24 protein-coding genes are annotated in these 23,619 nt (G+C 36.6%); all 24 read right to left on the bottom strand.

Features of this window, described 5'->3' with window-relative positions; all coding sequences use genetic code 11:
• Positions 1-150 precede the first annotated feature (150 nt).
• Positions 151-369, bottom strand: a complete 219-nt coding sequence (locus tag RDN22_RS07125) for a hypothetical protein (protein ID WP_065169402.1) — start codon at positions 367-369, stop codon at positions 151-153.
• A 13-nt stretch (positions 370-382) separates the two neighbouring features.
• Complete coding sequence (locus RDN22_RS07120) at positions 383-778, bottom strand: hypothetical protein (protein WP_065169403.1); 396 nt, start codon at positions 776-778, stop codon at positions 383-385.
• On the bottom strand, positions 778-1,038 hold the full coding sequence (locus RDN22_RS07115) for a hypothetical protein (RefSeq protein WP_065169404.1): 261 nt from the start codon (positions 1,036-1,038) through the stop codon (positions 778-780). The genes RDN22_RS07120 and RDN22_RS07115 overlap by 1 nt, the downstream gene beginning before the upstream one ends.
• Entirely contained in the window at positions 1,022-1,180 is a 159-nt protein-coding gene (locus RDN22_RS07110) for a hypothetical protein (RefSeq protein WP_175532621.1), read from the bottom strand. The genes RDN22_RS07115 and RDN22_RS07110 overlap by 17 nt, the downstream gene beginning before the upstream one ends.
• Positions 1,173-4,370: a hypothetical protein gene (locus tag RDN22_RS07105; RefSeq protein ID WP_308557022.1), complete on the bottom strand. Its 3,198-nt coding sequence runs from the start codon at positions 4,368-4,370 to the stop codon at positions 1,173-1,175. Before RDN22_RS07105 ends, RDN22_RS07110 begins: the two co-directional genes overlap by 8 nt.
• A 279-nt stretch (positions 4,371-4,649) precedes the next feature.
• Positions 4,650-6,143 (bottom strand): hypothetical protein, encoded by a 1,494-nt coding sequence (locus RDN22_RS07100; protein WP_308557020.1) that lies wholly within the window; start codon positions 6,141-6,143, stop codon positions 4,650-4,652.
• Positions 6,144-6,156: 13 nt separating this feature from the next.
• A complete protein-coding gene (locus tag RDN22_RS07095; RefSeq protein WP_080558343.1) occupies positions 6,157-6,513 on the bottom strand; it encodes a DUF6711 family protein in 357 nt (118 codons plus the stop codon).
• Between the two features lie 17 nt (positions 6,514-6,530).
• On the bottom strand, positions 6,531-12,599 hold the full coding sequence (locus RDN22_RS07090) for a lytic transglycosylase (RefSeq protein ID WP_308557018.1): 6,069 nt from the start codon (positions 12,597-12,599) through the stop codon (positions 6,531-6,533).
• The gene (locus tag RDN22_RS07085) at positions 12,599-12,886 is read right to left on the bottom strand and encodes a hypothetical protein (protein ID WP_113779159.1); all 288 of its coding nucleotides are present in this window, start codon (positions 12,884-12,886) and stop codon (positions 12,599-12,601) included. Before RDN22_RS07085 ends, RDN22_RS07090 begins: the two co-directional genes overlap by 1 nt.
• 92 nt (positions 12,887-12,978) lie before the next feature.
• Positions 12,979-13,392, bottom strand: a complete 414-nt coding sequence (locus tag RDN22_RS07080) for a DUF6096 family protein (RefSeq protein WP_113779158.1) — start codon at positions 13,390-13,392, stop codon at positions 12,979-12,981.
• Positions 13,393-13,464: 72 nt separating this feature from the next.
• Entirely contained in the window at positions 13,465-13,956 is a 492-nt protein-coding gene (locus RDN22_RS07075; protein ID WP_308557016.1) for a phage tail tube protein, read from the bottom strand.
• A gap of 3 nt (positions 13,957-13,959) precedes the next feature.
• Positions 13,960-14,328, bottom strand: a complete 369-nt coding sequence (locus RDN22_RS07070) for a hypothetical protein (RefSeq protein ID WP_113779156.1) — start codon at positions 14,326-14,328, stop codon at positions 13,960-13,962.
• A complete protein-coding gene (locus RDN22_RS07065) occupies positions 14,329-14,877 on the bottom strand; it encodes an HK97-gp10 family putative phage morphogenesis protein (RefSeq protein WP_269261246.1) in 549 nt (182 codons plus the stop codon). It lies immediately after the preceding gene.
• Positions 14,870-15,223, bottom strand: coding sequence for a hypothetical protein (locus tag RDN22_RS07060; RefSeq protein WP_113779154.1), 354 nt, complete (start codon positions 15,221-15,223; stop codon positions 14,870-14,872). Before RDN22_RS07060 ends, RDN22_RS07065 begins: the two co-directional genes overlap by 8 nt.
• Positions 15,220-15,537, bottom strand: a complete 318-nt coding sequence (locus tag RDN22_RS07055) for a phage head-tail connector protein (RefSeq protein ID WP_374043090.1) — start codon at positions 15,535-15,537, stop codon at positions 15,220-15,222. The genes RDN22_RS07060 and RDN22_RS07055 overlap by 4 nt, the downstream gene beginning before the upstream one ends.
• Positions 15,538-15,545: 8 nt before the next feature.
• Positions 15,546-16,595: a major capsid protein gene (locus tag RDN22_RS07050; RefSeq protein ID WP_308557014.1), complete on the bottom strand. Its 1,050-nt coding sequence runs from the start codon at positions 16,593-16,595 to the stop codon at positions 15,546-15,548.
• Between the two features lie 16 nt (positions 16,596-16,611).
• Positions 16,612-16,983: a hypothetical protein gene (locus RDN22_RS07045; protein ID WP_113779152.1), complete on the bottom strand. Its 372-nt coding sequence runs from the start codon at positions 16,981-16,983 to the stop codon at positions 16,612-16,614.
• A gap of 12 nt (positions 16,984-16,995) precedes the next feature.
• Complete coding sequence (locus RDN22_RS07040; RefSeq protein WP_113779151.1) at positions 16,996-17,640, bottom strand: DUF4355 domain-containing protein; 645 nt, start codon at positions 17,638-17,640, stop codon at positions 16,996-16,998.
• A gap of 153 nt (positions 17,641-17,793) precedes the next feature.
• A complete protein-coding gene (locus RDN22_RS07035; RefSeq protein WP_308557012.1) occupies positions 17,794-18,876 on the bottom strand; it encodes a minor capsid protein in 1,083 nt (360 codons plus the stop codon).
• A 6-nt stretch (positions 18,877-18,882) separates the two neighbouring features.
• Positions 18,883-19,155, bottom strand: coding sequence for a ribosomal-processing cysteine protease Prp (locus RDN22_RS07030; protein ID WP_236547648.1), 273 nt, complete (start codon positions 19,153-19,155; stop codon positions 18,883-18,885).
• A complete protein-coding gene (locus tag RDN22_RS07025) occupies positions 19,100-20,596 on the bottom strand; it encodes a phage portal protein (RefSeq protein ID WP_269261250.1) in 1,497 nt (498 codons plus the stop codon). Before RDN22_RS07025 ends, RDN22_RS07030 begins: the two co-directional genes overlap by 56 nt.
• Positions 20,597-20,611: 15 nt before the next feature.
• Positions 20,612-21,886 (bottom strand): PBSX family phage terminase large subunit, encoded by a 1,275-nt coding sequence (locus RDN22_RS07020; protein ID WP_113779147.1) that lies wholly within the window; start codon positions 21,884-21,886, stop codon positions 20,612-20,614.
• Positions 21,873-22,730, bottom strand: a complete 858-nt coding sequence (locus RDN22_RS07015; protein ID WP_113779146.1) for a terminase small subunit — start codon at positions 22,728-22,730, stop codon at positions 21,873-21,875. Before RDN22_RS07015 ends, RDN22_RS07020 begins: the two co-directional genes overlap by 14 nt.
• A 309-nt stretch (positions 22,731-23,039) precedes the next feature.
• Positions 23,040-23,483 (bottom strand): ArpU family phage packaging/lysis transcriptional regulator, encoded by a 444-nt coding sequence (locus tag RDN22_RS07010; RefSeq protein WP_159311001.1) that lies wholly within the window; start codon positions 23,481-23,483, stop codon positions 23,040-23,042.
• Positions 23,484-23,619 lie beyond the last annotated feature (136 nt).

The raw sequence follows: 23,619 nt of genomic DNA, 5'->3' as shown, positions 1-23,619 counted from the left end.
ATGCTAACACGCCGGCTGTTTCTAAGACTTTTGCAAGTTTGGGATGTGTGAGCGCCAATTTTTCTAACTTTTGTTTATTTAAACTATAGGCAGTTGCCATTCCTGCAACTAATAGGACAACAATTGCCCAAATCAAATTAATATCTAATCTCATTTTCTATCTCTCTCTTTCAATAAATTATTTATTTCTTTATCCTTTTCAGCATTCAACTTAGTAAGACGCTTATTTTCTTTCACTATCCTGTCATTATCATCTGCTAAGCCATCATGCTTAGTCTTCTTAGAATTTAAGTTCCAAGTTAGTACTCCAAGAATTATAGGTGTCAACACTTGTGCTAGATTAATTAGATCTTGAATTAAGTCATGCAAGTGTCCTCACCTCTTATCGCGTATCTCTAGTTCTTGCCGTATATAAAATTTCCGCCAATAAAAAACAGGACAAGATAAAGCCTAAAAACATAGGTGCTTGTCCTGCAAAAATAGCATGAATTAATTGAATGCACGCAACCAGCCCTGTAAAGCCTGCTGAGATGCTTAACAAAACTCCTGCTACTGTATTGCTCTTTTCATTTGTAACTGCGTAATATAGTAATCCAAATCCAGTAACCACAGCTACAGCGTCCAAACCATCATCATTCATAAGCCTAGCAAACTGTGGTGGCCAAAAGAAGTATGTATGATCTGTCCAAAGTAGTATTCCCATAGCTGATAAGGCTAGCCCAATTAAAAACAGTTGGAAGTTATCGCTTATATTACTTCCTATATGAGTTCGTTTCATTATCCCTCACTCGCCTTTTCATCAGCGCTCGCCATAACTTCATCTTGAGCGGACCAGACTTTACTTTGAAAGTCTTGCAAATCTTTTCTAACTGTAGCTTTATTTGCATCATATAAATCACGGTCAGTAATAATCATATTGATGTTATCACTACCACCAGACGCGTTAGCTTCATAAATATTCGCATTAAAAGTAGCGACCTGCTTATCTTCCACCATTGATCTTCCTGAAATTGCAATTGACTTACTTGTTTTTAACATCTTTATTGTTCTCCTTTTCTGACTTTAATTGATTTACTTCTTGAGTTAATTCGTCAATTCTTACTTGTAAAATTGCGTTGTTATACTCACTAGTTGCTAACTTGTTAATTAATTTTTGCGAAATTGCGTTATCATTATTCATTTATTTGTTTCTCCAATCTATTTACTTTATCTTTTAATTTTTTAATTACTGGTAAAAGCGCAGGCGCTATTCTTTCATATTGAATACCTTCGATTTCATGTGTTTCTGGATTCCGACTAACTAAGAGATCTAAGCCAGCATCAGCTAAATCTTCTGCAATCATACCGAAGTATTTTTCAGGTTTAATATGACGTTTACCTGCTTCATATCTTTCCTTTTGACCTTTATCAGTCCAGATGGCTGTTGGTAGGTTTAAAAGCTTGTCACCATACTCTGTTGAATAACTACGTTGAATGTCAGTTTTATATTTCGATGCTGATGTTGAACGAACTAGAGCACCATCGCTTGCAATAAAAGCGTTTGGAGCAGAGCCAGTTGTTTTGGTATAACTCATTGGAAAATAAGTATACTCAGCATTAATTACTATTTTAGTATTGCCAAAAGTAGTTCCCAAGTGATCGCTTCCAACTGTGATCATTGGAAAAGACTCATTTCCCAAACTACTAGTATCTTGGAAATGAGCACCGCCATGAATAGTAATTCCCTGATCAGCTCCACCAATTGCCGTTAAAAGCTTATTATCTATACCGCCCCATTTACCAGTATAAAATCCGGCCCATGAGTTATTTGCAAGAAGTCCTAATAGGGCATAAATAGAATTTCCCCTATAATCTTTGGGTTGAATAGCAATTCCATTTCTTACATCTAGACTTGCAACTGAAAAATCTCCTGCTGTTCCATTATTCCAAAGCCTTAAATAAGGATCAGGACTTAAATCAAACAATTGTGGTTGAGTTAATTGAAGTTCACCATTTTTTAATATTGCTTTAGTATCATTATTTGCAGTAGAAATATAATTCTGATCAATATTTATATCTAATGTATTGCTCCAATTATGGATACGTCCATGTTGAAAATTTACATCTCCACTATTAAGATTAATCTTCAAGTTAGCACCATTAATAGTACCGGTGGTGATGTTGTTGGCATTTAAGTTGATTACGTTAATCTTACCCGCGTCTAAAGTACCTGTGTTAATCTTGTCTGCTGAGATATTAGTGATTGCAGCGTTAGGGATAAACGCCTTACCACTGAACACAGTAGAACTTGCATCCATGTAGATTTTGTCATTCTGAATCAGTGTGGTGCCGGCGGACATGTTGATTTGTGCAAGAGTATCATTTTTTCTCACATTGACATTAGTGAACCACCAATGACCGTAATCAGAGTAAGCATCAATTTGAACCCATATTCTGGCTTTAACTGCATTTGAAGGAATAGTAATGGTTCCTGTTTTTTCTCTTCCGCCTTCACTTGGTGCAAATGTTATAGCAGGTTGCCAGTTCCAGCTACCATCTTTTTGTAAATAAGTTAAACCGATACTAAAATTATGCGAAGATTGATCTTGCCATGCAAAAACAGAAAAATAATATTTATCTCCCGCTGATACTGAAAACATATTTCCATAAAATCCATCTCGTATACTAATTCCTCCATAAAATTTAGACGGACTTCCTCCATTTTCAGTAGAACTAGATATGTTTTCCCAACCTGCCGTACTACCATCATCAAAATTTGGATTTAAGCAAATATTGGAAAGATCTCCTACTGCATTTACTTTAAAGTTAAGATTATTAGCATTTTGAGTGATTTGTGACTGTAGGCCATTAACTTTATCAGTTACTTCATTTCTTATGGTTCCTGCAGTTTGAGCAATTTGAGAATTTAATGTTCCATAATTATTCGAAACAGTTGATCTTAAACCTGCTACAGTCTGATTTAATTCAGTGAAAGCAATCTGTGTTGCATAATCCTCTGGTGCAGGGCACCAGGTGGTAGCAATAGGACCAGATTCCAATTTGAAATTAGCTAAATATAAAGAGCCACCGGGAACAATATCGGTAGTAGGCATGTGAATACGTGGATTTTGTTCAAAAGTAGTTTTAGAGGTGGTAAAAGTAATTTGGTGTTTTCTCCAAACATTATCAATGTCATCTGAAGTTCCTAATGGTGTCCAGCCTCGATTAGCACAATCATCAGTATAAAAACTTAATTTGTTTTTCTCGTTACCTGTCGAATTATTTCGAGCTAAAAAACTTATGGTCCAAGTTCCCACAGGTAAAGTAAAGTTTTGTCCTAAATATATTGGAGCATGATTTAAATCATTTCCATAAACACGAAAAACACTAGTTTTAATTTCGTCACCATTAGTTTCATTAATATGGCTTTCTTTGGATTCAATATTAAATCCAGTATAGTTTCCACTATTTCCGGCATTGTTAAATCCTTGGAGTGTAAGTGTATTTGTTAACAGATTAACGCCACCACTATTAATAGAATTAAATATTGGTTGTGTAGTTTGTTGAACCTTTTGAGTAAAACCATCTGCTGTTTGAAGAAATCCACTATTAGTTAAGATATTTTTTAATCCATTCCAATTACCATCATTTTTAATAGTATTAACTGCATCATTTTTAGCAGAATTAGTTCTGCTATCTGTTTCAGACTTTGTATAATAGCTACTAAATTGCTGACTATTTGTAGTAATACGAGCCGACAGCTCATTTATATCATGTTCAGTATCCTCTAAGGCTGGTATCCAATCTGTTGAAGTATTACCTACTTCTAGCTTTAATTTTCCGAAATTCAAATAAGTGCCACTAGTTAAATCAAAACTCTTGTTCAGCCCCCAAATATCGAATAATCTTACCCTATTTATCTTTTTGGCTTTAGGCCAAATATACGTTGAAAATAACTTATAGCTATTGGGACCTATTTGTTCGATTTTAGCTGGTTGCAAATCATGATTATCTTCCCATGAAAACCACGTAATTTTTGTATTATTTAAATTTTTTATTTTTGCATCAGTTTGAAACCAAATAGTTTGCGTGTACTCACGCTGTGGTGTCAGTTCATAAAGAAAGGCATTAGACTGCGGTGATATTTCGTTTCCATCACCTTGTGGTAGTACAGAATGTGCATAGCCGTTCTGCCATATAGTATTAGGAATGCCAAAGCCCATTACATACTCTTTACCAGTATTTGCAACTAAATTTCTTCCACCTATTTTTAGGTTATTCATTCGATCAGCAACACTATTGATATTTACCTGCAATCCATTAGCCGTAGCTTGAACATCAGTGGTCTTTGCATAGCCCTTTAAATCACTAGCTACTAACTTAGCATTCAATGCACTATTAGTTGCACTAACAAAATTAGCGTATGTAGAAGTATCAACCTTGCCAGATAAACTAGTAGAAAGTTTTTTAGCATCTACCCTTATTTGTGCTATATCCCCTTGAGCATTGCCTAACGTGGTCTGTAAACCTTGTACAGTAGCCTTGGTTTGATTTACATCCCCATTAAGGTTAGCTAGATCAACAGTAACACCATGAACATCAGTAGTGATCTTAGAGATATCCTTACCTTGTTGAGTAGCTTGAGTTTGTAACCCAGTAACAATATTTTTCTATTCATTTACTTTAGTGACAACATCAGACATCCGATTAGTAATATCAGTGACTTTAGGAATTACCACAGTATTAACACTAGTACTCAATCCATCAATCTTTGAATTCTGATTGCTAATACTTTCATTAAGTTCAGCAATATCGCTATCAGCTTTAGCCAGATTATCTGCTATTTCTTTCTTAGCATCTTTTAAGCCGGCTTGTGCTTCTTGGACTTGCTTCTTAATCTCGTCAGGAGTTAAATCCCTCCTAACCCACTTTCTAATCCCATCTTCTTGTTCAGTAAACACCCACAATTCTGTTGAATTACCATTTTGCTTGAACCAAACATCGTTAGGCTTGGCATTCGTAGGTAGTTCAGTTACACTAGGTGGAAAAATCACTGTTCCATCTGGTGCTTTACGACCTTGAAGTTCTCTAATGGTTTGAGAGAATGTTCCCTCCCAAGCTATTACAGAGTCTGTGGAAGAAGTTTGATCTGCCTTAGAAGTTGCTGACAAACCTCCATTAAAATCAAGCGTGTAGCTATTGTTGGGAACAATAAACTTATTACCTTGCTTGTCTTGCAGTTTTAACCAATCACCAGCTTCAACAGCAGGATTTCCAAACCAGTTCAAACTAAATGGATAGAAATTAACATCTTTAATCTGCTCCCAAATATTAGTTAACCTATCAGGCGTCATAATATTATTTTCAAGCTTAATTTGAGATCCATTTGAATCTCCAACTTGATAAGTTTTAGTTTCATCAGTATCTTCGCCATCTCTAGTTTTAGTAGTAATTGTAGTTTGGCACTGAATACCGCTAATTCTATATGGAGCTTCATTTTTAGTTAAACCAGCTTGTTCATACTGACTGGGATCCAGCTCATAGTTAGGTTCTGCAATAGTTCTAATTGTAAATAAGCCATGGCGATCAAAGGTAGCATACCCAGCATACAATTGTGCAATCCAACCTAAAGCTTTTCTATAAGTCTGCCCTGTAATGGGACTGGCTAAGTCAGCTTGATATGGAAGTCTAGCTAAGTCATCCACATTAGTCTCGACTCCTGATTGTGCACAGATTTCAGCAATTACATCTAAAACTTTTGCTGGATAAGCCAATTTAGATTTATAGGATCCCTCTAACCCGCAAAATCTATCACTTGCACTAATGGAAGTAAGATTGTTATTGCGATCCATCTTGATTTCACTAGAGATAATAAAAACGCCTAATGGTTCGTAAATGTAACCTTTAGACGTTTTAATTCCAATGCTTGGTAAAACTTCCATACCAAGTTTTAGATTTTCTATTAAATGTGAAAACTCAATTTGAACACTATTTGAATAAGTTGAACCGATAGCAAATGTATCACCAGTATAAGCTCCTGAATCGTATTTCAAGCTGTTAATATCAGTAGCACTATACGTTTTTCCATTAACCACTACCTTAATGTCTAATATTCTCTGTGATGCTCGCCAAGCATCTCTAACTTCTTTTGTCTGTGTTAGCAATATTTCTCACCTCCTACTGTTCTATCAAATCAAAGGATAAGCCTTTCCAGACAGGTACTGAATCTATAAAAGAGTAAACAGGTGTTGTTCGATCTCCTACATAAAATGTTCCTGACCGCATATTTCCATCTTGTGGATCTAAGTAATCTACTCTAAAAAATTCACTTTTAACTGCTCCTAAAATCTTTGCACATTCTGGAACTGTTAGTGCACCAAATGCTAACGTGATTTTTCTTTTAGTAGCTACTCGATCTCGATGTAGTAACCCTTGTGCATCACGCGTTGCTTTTGCGTCAATATCTTGAATTGTTACCTGCATAGTTTGCGGGGCAGGATTAACCACTGTCCCAGAAATTTTTAAAGAATACAATCACTCATTTCCTCCTTCTAAAGATTTAACATATTTCTACCATTCTTTTGGTTAATGGTATTAATACCCTTAATGGCATGTTCTCCAAATGATTCATCACCAATTTTGACAGATAAGTGTAAATCAATAGGTTTTCCGTTATTACTATTAAAGTTTTGCATTTGAATTGCTTGAATTATTGCATTTACTAATTCTGTGCTCATTTCCTTAAATCCCCCACGCTGTACAGACGTAGAATCATTAGATTGAGTATCAGAATAAATTGAACTATCAATAGCAGTTCGTCTGTTTAAGGAAGATGGCATTTGCAAGCCACCACCAAAATTATGATTCATAAATTCGATAGCTTCATTAATTCTTCGCATACCTAACTCACGATTAGTTAAAGGAACAACCATTTCTGGCTTGTCGTTTTCGCTAATCTCATAAAAACCATGTTTAGCAATTAAACCGCCATCTTCATAGCCATGTCCGTGACCGATAACAGCCAGCATGTCTGAACCGTAGCGGTGCTTAGCATAGTTAATTGCTGCAAGCATGTTGTCGTAGCCATTAAAGATATTACCGTGACCAGGAAACTTATAAGCATTGAAAGTTGCTGAAATAGTTTGTAGTAACCCTTTAGCTAAGTCACCTGTAAGAGTATTGATATCAGTATATCCGCCTTGAACGGCATGTTCATTACCACCAGATTCGGTCTGAATTTGACGCACCCAAGCATTTACATATGCTGGAGTTGCTGGCAATCCGTTTTTACGTAAAGCTTTCTTAACAGCACTACGCCAACCTTCTGCTCCTGGTCCAGTTTGATGAGTTGAGCCACCAAATTGATTAATAACCTTTTTAGCCCAGTTCATCATACCTTTCTTTTCTTGGTTAACAGCACCCTTAGCAAACTTAAGCGAGGCATCTCCTAAGCTCCAATCATAAGTAACAAACTTATCGACAATGTAGTTAACCAGTCTTTCTGGATGAGCGATATCATCAGTAACTTTTTCAAGTTCTTCCATCACACCATCTACAAAACTACCAACTCCATCAAAAATATTGCCAAAATCCAAATTACCTAAGGCTGAACTAATTCCACTAAAAATACCACTAAAATCGAAATTAAAGTTACCAATACCACCGGCATACTTAGGAACCATACCGGCTAATTCATTAGCTGTACTTGTAGCAGTTTTAACTTTGGTACCGGCTGGCAAGTACGTTAAGAAATTACGCTTAGCAGGGAATAATCCTTGCTCACCATTTGGCAATTCATAACTTTCTCTGTAGATGTCTCCTTCTTGGTCATTAACCAGTGCTAAACCACCTGGGTGATTATCTGTACCGGTTGCATAGGAATTCCAGTTGAAGAACCCCCAGTTCATTGAACCGCCACCTAATTTATTAAGTACCCAGTCAATACCTTCCTTAATTTTATTAGTAGCATTTTGAACTGGATTAACAATTGCATCCACAACTTTTTGAACAGCACTACTAATGTTGTAGATGCCGTCCCTTATACCATTTCCAATTGTGCTACCAAGAGTACCAGCCCAGGATCCCAAGGTTCTTGAAGTGTTATGTCTGAAACTAGATACCCAACTTCCTAATCGTTCACCGGCATTCCTAGCCGAATTATAAGCATTGCCAATTCCATTATCGACATGACCACCTAAACCACCAGCCCAACTAGAAATACTTTGGTTAGCATTTCCAAAGAAACTACGCGTCCAACTAGATAGTTTGCTACCCGCATTAGTAGCTCCTGAGCGTGAAGATTCAGAACCATTATTAATGTGGTCGCCTAGTCTTTCAGCCCAAGACCTTACCAGTCCACTTGCCGACTCTCTAAAGCCTGTAGTCCAGTTCTTAATTTTAGTTCCAGCATTCTTAGCCATGGCTTGACCATTTTCAACGCTGTTATTTACGTCAGAACCAATTTTTGAAGACCAGTCATGAACTTTCTTTTTAGCATCACTAATAAAATCAGTGGACCATTCTTTAACTTTAGTACCTGCTTGTTTAGCAAGTTTCTTACCTTTGTCTATATCTTTGTTGATGTTAGAGCCAACATTTTGTGCCCAACTCTTAATATCTTTTTTAGCGCTAGAAATAAAATTAGTGGACCACTTATGAATATTAGAGCTAGCAGTTTGAACTTCCTTCTTGCCCTTAGTAATGTTGGTATTAATGTCTTTACCAACAGACTTAGCCCAAGAAGTAAAGTTGTCTAATATTTCGTGAGACTTAAAGCCAATTGCTTCAACCCAGTCTTTAGGCTTTTTACCTTTGCCATATTTAGCCCAGCCATCGCCAAACTTAGAAGCACCAACACCGCCCCATTTACCAATAAATGAGCCGACTTGTTGACCAACCGCTGCACCTAATGGACCACCAAACCAAAGACCAATTGCGCCTCCGACTGCTCCACCAATTCCAGAACCAAAATCAGCGAACTTTTCTTCTTTGTTCTTTGCTTTGATTCCTTTGTAGATATCAATTCCAGAAGTTACGGCAATCATTGCGCCTGATAATCCAGTACCCAATTTTTGACCTAACTTCATTGGTTCGCCAGATTGAATAGAGGAGCGAGCTGATTTAAGGAAGTCAGTCTTAGCTAAGTTACTGTCTTGCCAGCCTTGATTTACTTCACTCCATAAATCTTTTATGTGGGCATAACCGCCTTTAATATTTTCAAAGCTTAATTTTGCAAGTTCCTTGATGTTAAGAATTGGATGTTTGGCAAATTCAATTACAACACCAAGCATATCATCCGCATACTTAACACCAGCTTTTAGCTTATCGAACTTAAGCATTGCCAGAATCTTAAGGGTGTCAGTAAAGCTTTGAATGCCTGCAATAGTAGCTCTAGCAACTTTTATACCTAAGAGTGTAAGCAATGTTGCAGTCATAATCTTAACTGCTGTTTGATGATGGTCTATCCAATCAGATAATCCTTCAAGTGCTTTAGTTAAAAGCTTTAAAACTTCCACAATTGCAAATCCAGCTATTTTAGCTAATGGCTTGATAAAACTATCATAGAACCATTCAAAAACTGGTTTAGCCGCTTTGACTACACTATGAACAACCTTAAGTGCAGCAGCTAATGCATTAAAGAATTCAGGAATTACTTGAGTAATTGTGAATCCCGCAAGTGGAAGTAAGACGTTTTTATAAGCCCAAGATAAGCCATCCCAAACATCTTTTGTTACAGGTCGAATGGATTTTAGCAAGTTATCAATTGACTTCAATAGTGGAGTGAAATCAAGCTTTTTAGCCCAATTTGAAGTATATGTCGCCATATCTCCTAGAGCACCAAGCATATCATCAACCATGCCTAGAAGAGTCTTAAAAATTGATGTACCAACATTACCATGTTGCCATGCTTTATCGAATTGACCAGCTAAGTTACCAATTGTATTGCCTACACCAATAACAATTTGAATTAAATGACTCCAGATTGAAACACCCAAGTTTGAATGCTTCCACGCTTCATCAATTGAAGTAACAATATTCTTATAAATATCTAGAATATTGTTCAAGGCGTTTAGCCATGCCTGCCACAGCTTTGTACCAGCATTGCCATGTTGCCATGCCTCATCGAATGACTTTGCAATATCTCCAATAAATTCGACTAGTTTAGTAGCTAAATCTAAGAGATTAGCAAAAATTCTCTTACCAAGATTACCCGTATTCCATGCATTGCGGAATGATTCAGCTATGTGATGGATTGCAACTAAAATATTATTAAGTGAGTCAAAAATGGCTTGAATAAATTTAGTCCCTCGACCACTTTCTTCCCAAGCTTCAGCAAATGCCCTAGAAATATCGCCAATAATATTCAGCATATCAGCTAGCAACTGAAGTAAGTTTTCCATCACTTTTTGTCCGGTGCCATTATCCCAGACATGTAAGAATGAATTACCTATATCACCTAACAAGCGTTTGATTTCTTGCCATGAGTATTTAGCAGCATCCACAACAGCTTGACCTTTTTCATCCCAAGCTTTCTTCATTGGGTCAAAGATCTCACCTAGAACTTTTTTGACCTTGTTAGCTGCATCAATAGCATTCTGTGAGGCTTCTAATGGAACATTCCAGTCAAGTCCTTGGTTACCGTCTCCTGTACCACTATCATCTAATCCAGCATCATCAAAAATAGGACTGTCTTGCTTTTGTTGCGGAGTAAACTTCTCTAATGGTTGTGCCTCAAATGAACCATTATCTTGATTATTTTTACTGTTATCAAGAACATTAAGCTCATCGAAGCCCATCAAGGAAGCTTGCAAGTCTTCATTAGCTTTCTTAGTATCTTCGAACGCTTTTTTAGCTTGTTCATTAGATGCCTTGATTCGCTCATTTTCGGCTGCAACTGCCGCCGCACCTTGACGATTGGCTTGGGCAATTTGTTGGTTAGCACGTTGTACAGCTTTAGCTTGTTCTTGCTGTTGTTTCTTAACAGCTTCATTAGCTTTACTTGCCGCCTTAGAAGTATCATTCATCGCTTGCACTTGATCGTACAAACCATGTGCACCATTTCTGGCACTGGATAAACTCATCCCTGTTAAAGCAGAGCTAAATTGCGCAATCCATGCTGTTGCCTTTCTTAGTGAGTTCATCAAAGCATTCACTGCTGGTAAAACATAGCTATAAATAGGATAAAAAGCAGTTAATAGATTTACTTTAATTGCATTAAAACTACTTGCAAATTGCTTATTAGTCATTAACGCTGCACCCATACCTTGGGCTAACATCATGATCCCTTGGTAGAGCAACGTAAAGACAATCAATTGACTAGCTAGCATACGCATTGCCATTCGAACGCCCTTAAGACGTTCGCTTAACATTGACGCACCACCACCAGCTCGACGCATAGAAGAATTTCCACTATTACCAAAGCGTTTTAAAGACGAGTTAACATTAGAGATAGTATTTCGTAGTCTATTAAATTTTGAACTAAGCCCTGAAACATTTTTATTTTCTTCAGATAGCTCAGTGTTAATTCGAGAAGAACTAGCCTTTAATTCATCTCCACGAGAGCTTACATAACTATAAGCTTTAGCAAGTTCATCACTTCTAGCTACCAAGCGCCTATATTCAGCTTCTGCTTGCTTAAGTTCCTTATCATTACCCGCGGATCTTCCAAGGGTGGCATCATTATCTCTCATTTCAGCAATTGAGCGTCTGATTCGTTCAATCTTGCCTTCTGTTTGATCCATTTCGGTTTCAATTCGCTTAAGGGATGATGGAATTGAATTAAGTTCCTGCGACATTTCTTGCGCAAGAGCTTTGGCTTGGTTCTGGTATCTCGCCATCTTAATTTGAGCATCAGCAATTTGATCGTCTAGTCTCATTGACTTAACTTTACTTCCTTGCTTACTCATATCAAGATTATCTCGGTTAGCAGTTAAAGTAGCGATTCTACGTTGCATAGACCGAGCCTGTTCCATCTTTTCATTGATGTGAGTGACCAGCCCATCAACTTCTTTTTTAGCACGAGAGGCTTCAGCTTGGATTTCATCATCAATACCTAAATCAACGGGACGCTTAGGCATATAGCTTTGAATCCGTTTTTCTTGGTAATCATCAAAACTTGAATTTAGAAATTGTGGACGTGTTGTTGCTCTTTCTCGTCTTTGTGACTGCTCTTTAGGCTTAGCAATATCAGATACGGCTTCACGTGCTGCACTAGTTTGTTGTGCAATTCGTTGTTGCATATTAGATGCTTCTTGCAAACGAGCTGTCAAACTATCTAAACTTTTTTCTGATTGATTAACAGCTTCTTTAGAACTTTCAGCCTGTTCTTTATTCCCTTGAATGACTTTATCTGTAACATCATTTTGAGTATTAAGAGTCTGTTCAAGCAGTTTTTGTTTGGCTTGTTCTGCCTCAGTACGCTGACGAACTTCTTCCTTAGCAGATTCATTAGCTTTTGAAACATTGTCATTCATTGACTGATTAATTTTGCCTAAGCCATCTTGAATCTTATATTGCATATCATTAGTTTTTTGGCTAATGATATTAGTGAATTCATCAAGCTTTCGCATTACATCCCCATAATTGGCAGTAAACCTTAATTCAAGTTCTTCTAAATCCATTAACTTCCACCTCCTTTATCTTTATTGAACTGTCTAATTCGTTGAGCTTGTTGCATTAATAGAGCCTGATCTTGTTTCCAATCAGGTTCATCTGGCTCGGTAGTCTCTTCCACAGGATCTTTGACAAATGGATAAGCCTCTTCAACTTTTGGCATTTTAGCAGGATCATTAAAGGCAAATGCCACCATTTCACTTAAACGATGATCCATGTATGCCTTAGCACGCAAATCTTCTAATCTACGTTTTTCATTGGCATTTATTTGCGTCATGATTTCGCCAAAATCCATATCCCAAAAGTGATCTGCGTCTATTCCTGATTCAACCGCAATTGGATATAGATGTTTGAATAAGTCAGAGACTGTATCAAAATGATCTTCGTTTACATCAATGCGTCTTCGGTGGTTTCCACTGAATCGAGAGTTACTTCTTCCGATTCCGTATTGGTCTTGGTACCCTTCTTCTTTTTCTTGCCGAAAAAACCAGATTCATCAAATAGTTCCATCAACTCATTAAATAAATCCATGGTAGTGTGACCATCATCTAAGTATTGTTCAAATGCTTCAATAACGCGCTTATCCGTTACACCGTGACTTTGATTTGCGCCTTGTAGAACAATCAGAATTTCGTTAACTGGAGGCAATTTGTTGCCACCTTGTGAATCCATGAAGAGGGAGAGCATTGATTTACCTAAGCGCCGTTCAATCTTAAAAATCTCACGTCCACCAAGCTTTAAATCAAGTTCAAGATCACCTAGTTGTACTGTTTTAGTTGCTTTCTTAATTGTTGTTGCCATAATTTAATTTCTCCTTTTTAATATTTCTATAAAAATAGACATGGGAATCGAACCCACGCCTATCATTGGCTATTACTTACTTGCAGGTTGAGTTGATCCAGCAGCAGTAAAATGAGGACCATCAGATACAGTAATAGTAATTGTGTAACCTAATGCCCCATTAACAGCTACGGCACCAAACTTAATGTTGTAGGACCCACGCATTGTTGCAGTCATGTCATCTGGATAAGTAACTTTCCAGTTGTATTGCTTACGGTTACCAGCTTCTCTTAGTGCCTTAGCAAAACTTGCACCCTTATATACAGCTTGGAATTGTACGTTAGAAGCATTTTGGATACCTTCTACTTGCTTACGCCGATCATCTGCTAAGGTAGTAACATCAATCTTTTCAGTATCTCCACCTAATTCAGGAATAGTTTTAATATCTGCAATTTCTTCCCAGGTAGAACCATCTTCTGATCTTTCTAACTTAGTTCCTGTTCCTACAAGTCCTTCGGAACTATCAACTGCAAATCGTTGAATATCTAATTTCAATAAGTTGCTATATAATTTTGCGTTTTTCATTTTTTATCCTTTCTGATATACACGTTTACTTGTGTTATCTACAATTCCTGTAAATACAAGTACTACTCGTGCTACTCCATTCAAATCTTGATCGCCAATACTATTAGAAAAGCCCATTGCTGAAAACTTAGCAATGAGCTTATTTTTTATTTGCGTTAGTGATCCTTTGTCATTATATAAATCAATCGTTATCTTCCATTCCGTATCAGTTTCTTCCTGATAAGCATTACGAACATAAGAAGACTGACTAGTCGAATAAATCGCAGTCGGGAATGCTGTGAATTTACCAGGATAAGAAGGTGAAACCATTTTTAATTCTGGAATAGATTTAAGCGTCTTAAAGACAAGTGCTTTAACATTGTAAATTTCCATTTAATCACCTAACTTATCACGTAATTCCTGATCTACAGATTTCTTAATGATTTCTGGTGCTTCTTTTTCAATTCGATTAGCAGCAGGTGTCATGAACTGTCTAGCTGGTTGCCCAGCAGTTCTATAGAAATATTTACCGTTGATTTTAATCTTAGGTATGCCATAAATTTTAGTTAAATCTAAATCAACCGAATCAACTGGAAAGAACCACGGTGTTTGCCGATAGGTAATTGCAACACCTTGTGGAAGTTGTTTATCCGACATCTCTCCAACTAAACCAGTACCGAATTCACGAAACACTGCAACCATAGACGAGTTCCACCAACGACCAATAACTTCATCGTTATCAATTTTAACTTCATGCTTAAAGCTCCGTGCAAGTTCGCCAGTAGAATACTTTATGCTGGATTGCAATTCGTCCACTGCATAGGCTTCTGCTTGTTCAATAGCAGTTTCTTGTCCGTTAGCTGTAGCATTAGCAACTACGCTAGGGAGCTTTTTGAGCTTTGTCTTCAGCTCATCAAGGCCTCTAAGTTCTACATTAATCATTTTGCTCATCCCTTTTAATTCGCTCTAAGGTAACGTTCTTATGAGTAGAAAACTCCTGAATAGCTGTAATCTTATAATCTGGATCACTAGTACCTGGAACATTTAGGCAAATTCCATAGCCTTCTCCATGTCCTTCTGATAATAATTTTCCTTGATATTTGCACGTTTTAATGTACTTAATATCTTTCCCGTAAAGTTGAGCATTAACAGAACCGCCAGCCGATTGAACATTCATTTTAATTGGCTGAGGATCACTCCAACCTTTAGTTGTATAACCCTCATCATCTTGAACATCCGCAGGCTTTCTAATATAGACAATTGTCAAGTCACTTTCTTTTAATCTCATAGCCTAGTCACCTTTGCTATTCGATAATGATTCAGTCCCAATCGAATATCTTTAGGAATTCCAACTTCAAGGTAATTAGTAACTCCACCTTCTGTTCGTTGGGTTTCACCTTCTATTCCCATCCGATTGTAATTAATAACTGCTAGCTTTTTAACATAGATATCCATGTTGCCAACTAATTTCTTTTGACCAGTATAATCTAGGACTTGAGCAATTGCTTCTTTAATTAAGTCTGTTACTAAGTCATTATCAGAAACCTGTAATCTTGTGCTTAGGGATGAAACCATTTCTGCCATTTGATCCACATTAAGCACCTCCACAATTAGAGTACTTTAGCTTGGAAAACATTATTTGCACTGGCAAATGATGGAAGCATAGTCGCAGCTGCAAGAATCCAAGTACCAATTGGGTCTTCACTTGTTTCATATACCTTAGCCATCACATTGCCTACATTAGAAACTTGTGCATTGCTTGAAACTAAACGATTTTCTTCTGGAGTTGGACCATAAATCTTCTGACCTGGTACTTCATCGTTAAATAGCACAATTCTATCTTCTGGGAAGTAAGATTCAGTTGTAAGGTTGCCCTTAGCATCTTCTGTACGATATTTTCCATCATAAGCACGAATAATTGGCAATCCTTGTGCAGTCATCCATTGATCTAAATCTGATTGACCGACTACTCGACCAGTATCTTTACCAAAAATAGCTTCTTTAATTTCAGTACTACGCATTAGTACTCGAAGTACCTTTTTAGAAGTTAAAGCTCTTGTAGGAGTGATATCTAATTTATCAGACCAATCTTGTAAGTTTTCAATGATTGAAGCACCATCCTTGCCCCAAGTGCTATTTCCCGTTAATGATGTTTGATGTGCTTTAGGTACACCATAATCAATGGAGATACCATGTGATTTATCGGTAATCTTACCAGTAGCAAACATCTCCATGGTCATCTTTTCACCACGAGCTTTTACGGCTTGAACCATAGCATCAATATCGTCAAAAACATATTGCTTTAAATAATTTTCTTCAGCAGTATTACGCGGTGCTTGAAGTTTAATTAACATTTCTTCAGTAAGTTGCATCTTGCGTTTTACATATGCTAATTCAGCAGTCATCTTGCTTGCATCACGGCTACCAATTTCAGCTTCACTATCAAATGCTGAAACATTAGCAATCGTTGGTACTCGACTACCTGCCTTTAAAATATCTACTTCAAGAGCTGGTACTTTAACAGCTGGAAATAAAGTATCGCCTAACATATCTGGATATTGACGATTGCGAGTATAGTCAAGAACAGTACTTTGACTAAACATATCAAGAATTGGTGTAGCAAATCGTTGTAAATCTAATTTTAACTTTTGATTTTTCATTTACTATTTTCTCCTTTTATTGAACTTTATGTGTATCATCCGTTGATGGGGTTGCTTCTGTTTCCAGATCTTTAAAATGAATTGCAGTCATTGCTTTAATTGCGTCAGCTGTTGGCACTGGGTCAAGGCGTTGACTTAATGCCCAACCTTCACGCATTACAGCAACCATTTGATTAGTATCACTATCTGTCACATAAACGTCATTAACAGTAATACCAATAGCTTTAGCATCATTAGTTGGGTATACAGTACCAGCTGGAATATACTTTCGACCTAGATCGTCAGTTTTTACATTGTAATTATCTTTGTTAACTGTTTCTGGGAAAGCAGTAAATTTTTCAGAAGCAAGAAAATTTAATTGCTTACCATTTTGAAATTGTGTGTACATATTTTTTCCTTTCTAATTCCAAAAATCATTTTTTACATTTTGAGATTCATTAGCTCTTTCAGCAAAGATTTCTCCAGTAGTTTTGTTAGTTTGAGTATTGCCTGAGATCTTTGGTGGTTTTGCACCTTGAGCTAATCGAGTTTCAACAGCATCATGAACAGCACTTCTAAAAACGTCACTAACTTTTTGATAAGTAGCTGTCATTTTATCCTCATCAGTTAGAACATCATCGAAAACATCTACTAGCTCTGCTGGCAAGCCATCGGTAATTAGCTGAGTTGCCAATTTATTCTTGTTTTCACGCTTAGTTACATCAGCTTCTCTATCAAGCAAGGCTTTCTCCCTTTGCTTAAATTCATACTCTTGTCGTTCCTCTGGAGACATGTTCTTAAGATCTTTAGCTTTTTGGGCTTTATCGTTTTGCTCTTTTTCCCACTTAGAGCGAGCTGTATCTAAAGCCTTAGCCAATTTCTTATCTACGAAAGAATCCAATTCTGATTGAGTATTAAAGGTTTTAAAAGGCTGCTCATCAGTTGAACCATTATCTTTTACTTCATCTTGTGCATTGTTACTGTCATCACCTCCCTCACCTTGTCCTTCATCAGCAAATCGTTGTAAATTAAGTTTTAATAAACCTTTATAAAATTTATTTTCCATAATTAGTCCTTTCTACCCATGCACACTTGCAAAAAAACTGCATGAAAAAAGCCACCCCATATTTCTACACGGTGAATTTTAGATATGCAGTAACAAATCCACATACGTATTTAAATTTTCGAGGCAGTTTTATGACTTGCTTAGGTCTACAAATTACTTTTTTACCGTTTTATTACTTGCACTTCTAGCATTACCTAAATAAATTACTGGAACTGTACGGCAAAAGGGATGCAATGGTGGAACGTTCTTACCAAATACTGCATCTTTAACATTATAGACATTTCCATTTATTGATCTGCATATCTTACTAGTACGACTATCAATAACTGCTAACAATTGATATTGCTTAACTCCACGTTTACGCCAATTATCTAACTTAATTTTAGAATAAAAGAAATTAGCTTCAGTCCTAATTAAACGACTGGCATAAAACTTACCAACGTTAAATTCTTGCTCAATTCGCTTAATCATCTCACGTTCAGGGAGATTACTCAGTTCTTTAACTGTAAACAATTCCTGCAATCGTTCGGCTAATTTATCAGTATTCCCCCAGATACGTGATGAAAAGTTCTTTCCTTTCCAGCGAGTTTCTAATGCTTTTTCAACATAGCGATTAGGGATTTCAGTAATCTTACTCTTTGGAACATCCTTATCCATTGGAACAGTAGCCACTTCTTTACCAGTATCAGGATTTTTAATGACTATTTTGTCCTGTTTAACTTCTACAGAGTGAGGAGAGTGTAAAGTGTAATCCTTAGTAGTGTCATAAGCAGCACTTTGTTTCTCTGCTTCTGACCAAGCGTGTTTCATTATGTCAGTATGCAATTTAACATTTTGATCTAGTTCAGTTGCACCAGCTGATTTTGCAGCAATGTATGCTTTAAGTTGCATTTCCTCAAGTCGTGTAATTCTGCTTTTAGCTGCAAGCCTACCTAAGTAATTGTCAACTGCTTGTCTACTTTTCTTATCAGTAATACTAGACGATAAGGCTTTAAGAGTAACCAATTCAGAAGGAGAAATGTGCGAAGACATGATAGTTGCAACTTCTTCTTTTGAAATATCTGCATAAAAATAGCGACGATAGATCTTTTTAACCTCGTCGCTCAAGTATGATTGTGCTTTTTGATATGCATTATTAATTATTCTTAATCTCTTAGTTGCTTCATCTTGATTTCTTTGCTCATCTTGTAAATCACGTAATTGCCAATAAGTAAACTTCTTCTTATTAACTTTCATAGAGAATCAACACCAAGAAATATATTGCCCATATTGGTCAATTAATTGGTTTACTGTATTTTCAAATGCACTTAACAGTATCTTATTTTCAACGCTTTTGGGATCTAAAAATACAGCAGTTAGCAAACCATCTTTATCAGTTACAGTTACTTTAGTGCAATTATTTACGGTATGAGTAATAAGCGTAGAAAATGAAGCACAAACAATATCCGAACCCTTAACACTATACTGCGCGTGTCCGGTGACTCTGATTATTGTTTGATCCGGTTTCTTTATCATTCTCACTCGAATCATCTTGCTTATCCTCCAATTCTAAACGATCTGGATCTTGCCCACATAATGCTTCTTGATTCTTTTTAATTGTTTCAGCATCTTGCTGATTCATTTCATCAATGACATCTTGAGGATTATCAACGTCAGGAAGCCAACTATAAGTATATTTTCTAGGAATTATTCCATCCGCATTTTTAACGTTATTAACTACATCAGATAAATTAGAAGGAATATTAGCTGCAAGTGAGATCTTACATCCACTAGCATCATCATTAGCACCTTTAATGTTTACAATTGTTTGAATCAGTTTCAATCTTCGACGTAAGCCATCAAAAAAGTATCGCTGTTTAATTGATAATAAGTTCTCTAAACCAAACAACTTAAACTTCATCGCTTCTCCAGACACATTACCCATGAACTTCTCATCATTCATATTTGGCACATATGAAATCTTGTGGATGTCGTTTTCAATGGATTGACTAAGCAAGTTGACTTGAGTTTCATCAAAGCTCTTAGTTAGCCATTCAATATCAGCCCCCTCTTCACGCGGAGGAGCTTCAATAGCGCCACGATTCAAACGTTTAATATCTTCGTTATCATCCAAACCAAAACCAAAGGTAACAAGTATTGCATCAACAAATGCTTCCTTATCCGAAATTCGATCCGTTTGTAATAAGTTATAGGCATCAATCAAAGAGATGAGCTGTTCAAAATCTCCCTGTCTTTCTTCGTTGTTTCTGAATTCAATTATTGGAACTGCACCAAATAAATTCTCGCCATCATAAACAATCGGATCATCTGCTGAAACTTCCATAGTTGTTTTTGTACGATACTCTACAATTCGCTGAGGCATGTAAACAGTAATACTATAGCCATTAGTATTACCAGCTAGATCTTTCTTTTCCTGTGTAAATACAGCAAATAAAGGCTCATGCTCAACTGTATCATCACAAACCACAACAGTTGCCCGTGGGTCAATTACTTCAATTTTTAATTCAGTATTTGGAGTAAGTTTCTCGTTTCCTAATTCATCCCTAACAGATATTGGATCAGTCTTTTTTAGGTAAAGCAACTCATAGCCATAGCCAAATACTGACAAGTCTTTCTCTAGCTCAATATCATGTTTATGAATATCAATTTGATTAAATACTTCTAGGATATCATCAATATTCTTACCCTTTTCAGCAACATACTTTACAGGGTTACCGGTCATAAAACCCACATTCATATCAGTAATGTATTTAGCATGATTAACCATCACATTAGCTGCTTCAACGGTAGCATTATCAAACTCATGCTTTTCAATTTCTTGCTTACCATTGTAATAATCAGACAGCTTGTCTAACCGTTTTTTGCGATTTTGCAATTCTCTAACCGCATAGTTAATTGCCTCAACATTCGGCTCATTAACATCGCCAAGTAAATCTTTATCAATTACAACTGCCACTTTTACACCTTCCTTCTATAAGCCACGTACTCTAGGACGTACAGTAACCTTTGCAGTAACTTTCTTGTAAATAATTGTGTATACAAAATACCTCATTGCATCACATGCATGGTCATGCTGTTTAACCGGCTTATCTTCACCATGTTCTGCTGCTTTGTCATCCCAAACATAGCTGGCTAATTCTTTGAACAAATTAGGACAATTCATGCTAAATTTTATCTTCCCCTCGTTCATGGCTGTCTGGGTAACTCTAATACCATCTAACACATCATTCTTGGCCTTTCTAACCCTAAAGCCATTCTGTCTTAAAGTTGCACTAAATGATGCAGCTGATGGGTCAATAATCATTTCAGCTTTTATATTGCCAAGAAATTTCTTTAAGTCCTCACAATATTCTTCATCCGTCTTCTGCCGTGAAGTAGTTCTACCAGAATAGTAGTACTCTTTAATTAAATACCAGGTACCGTGATTTAAACCCCACAAAAGAAAAGCGGTTGGGTTAAGTGTTCCGTAATCGCATGAAACATAATACTTTTCAAAATGACTAGGTAGTTCTTTAACAACCATAGTATCTTTATCAAAGTTGTCATAGATAACACCTTCTGACATAACCCACAAACCTTGAATGTAGCGTTGATAAAATACGCCTGAATACATACGTTCATATCTGCCTATTGTTACGCTATCAAGGGATGGATTATCGTGCATCGTAAAGTGAAGTCTTAGCGCACGTTTATCTTTCATCTGGTCAATCCAGTCAAGCTTGAACCAATGATAGGGTCCTGCGGGGTTGCAGTTAAACCACATCTTTGAGCCACTAACCGAACATCTTGCAGTAGCCTGATTAACAAATGATTCCGGCATAAGTGCAACTTCATCAAAAAAGAACCCAGCTAAGGTAATACCTTGCACTAGGTCCTGCGAAGCTTCATCCTTACCGCCAAAAATGAAGTAATAATTAGTATGCCCATTTTTACTAATGGTTATCATGTTTTCAGAGCGAGAATCATGGATTATATATCCTTCACTCTCCAGCATACTTCTTAATGGACGCAACACATTACGCCTAAAAGAGCCAATAGTCTTACCAGCCATACCAAATTGTTGACCAGTGAAATTAGTCATTGACCACAATATATAAGATAGGGACATTACTACGGTCTTACCGGCACGAACCGAGCCATCGCAAATAATTGCTTCATAGTCTTTTAAATCAGGATTAGCCCACCAGCTTAGAACTTGCAGTTGTTTTTTTGAAAATGGAGTGAAATTGAATCTAACTGTTTTCATTGTTATCTTTACTCCATATCTTAGCCATTCCGCCAGTTAAAGCATTGAGTAGTGAAGTTGTGCTACCATCGTTAACTTCAGGCTCAGGTAAGCGATCAAGAAGGATCTGCATTGCTTTCTGACGATCTTCCATTTCAACAACTGCTTCACCTTTATCAATCCGAATACTCTTAATATTAGATGTATCAATATCCTTACTATCTTTTAATTCAACAATATTTTCATAGTAAAAATCTTGCTTACCGGTTTCAGGATTAATCTTTGGCTCATATCTAAACTTGCCATTTGAATCCTCATAAGGACCATTCTTATCGCGTACTTTATAAAAGACTAAATGCTTCTTAGTTCTAAATGAAAGAACATCAGATATATTGCTGGTAGCTTGGTGTAAATAACGCAATAGAATGTCGTTAGCAGTGGCAAATAGCTCTTGCGATTGCTGCTTTTTTAGACCAGTGAGATATTTTTTTATGCAAGCATTAGCAAGTAATCGAGGTCCATTGGTATGAGCTGTATCGTAACTTCCACCATACGCTTGCTGATAAGCCCAGGTGGCATTGTATCGCTGTAAATAATACAAACAGAAAGCCTTTTGCTTATCTGTCAACTCATCATTATCTGGTAATGCTGGTGGTGGTAAAGATGGTGCAACTTTTTCAGGTTTTGTACGCATACTTTTTGATTTTGTATGCATACTTTTCTTTTTAGTTGCATTATTCCGTTGCCACTTATTTCTTGTCTTCCACGACTTTACTGTACTAAGAGCAACGCCATACTTAGCAGCAATATCTTTGTACTTCATACCAGCCAGATAATCTGCTTTTGCATCTTCCATCTTACTCATCGCATATTCACCACCACCTTAATTTGTGCAAAATAAAAAGAGCTTGCTATCTTAATAAGCAAACTCTTTAGCGATATCACAAGCGAATAAAAACATGTAAAAATCAAATGACTTAAATAATAAAACAATTAACGCTGATACTTGCGATATCTGATGACTGATAGCGGAGTTGCACCACTACCAGCCTGTTTTATAGGAGTTTTGTGTAAGTATTACGTATTCCGAATTAACTCACAATACTACTATAGCCTTTAACGTGGCAATATAACTATCGCTAAAAAATAAGTATCTTTCAGCGATCTTGCAAGTTTATTTATATTGATGCAAATCAATAATCGGCTCACAAGACATGTATCTTTGCCAGTGATCGAAACTATCCGCAAAAAACAATTGTGCCCTTCTTTTAAAAACATTGTACTGTGTATGACTATATTGAATAGCTTCAGCTATTTGCCAGTTCTCCATCTGATAAATATAAAGATCGCGCATGATTATCTTTGACATTTCAGGCAGGTGGTAAATAGTGTGATGAATTGCTCTTATTTCAGCTTCTGCATTAAGTCCACGAATTATGCTCGCTTCAGCATGATTAGCTCCACTAGAATGACCAGGTGCAAGCGATAAGCTTGGAGACCGCAAATCGGTTAGATTACGGCCGGCCATCAGAATTAGCTTTTCTAAATCGTCAGTTAAAAATTCATCAACTTTGTCACATGTTTTATTGCAGTCTAATTCTTTAAATAGTAAGCTCACAGTTCCACTCCTCAATTTAGCTGTTATTTTTGATACCTCATTCCTATATTTTAATACATACAATAGTTAAAAGGTATGGTAATAAGTAGACTAAAATTGCTTGTAAGTCCTGATATCATAAGAATCTTTAACTCGT

Origin of the sequence: uncultured Lactobacillus sp., from assembly GCF_902491705.1 — a bacterium.
In the GTDB taxonomy this organism is placed as follows: domain Bacteria; phylum Bacillota; class Bacilli; order Lactobacillales; family Lactobacillaceae; genus Lactobacillus.
This window is presented reverse-complemented; position numbering and strand designations above follow the sequence as displayed.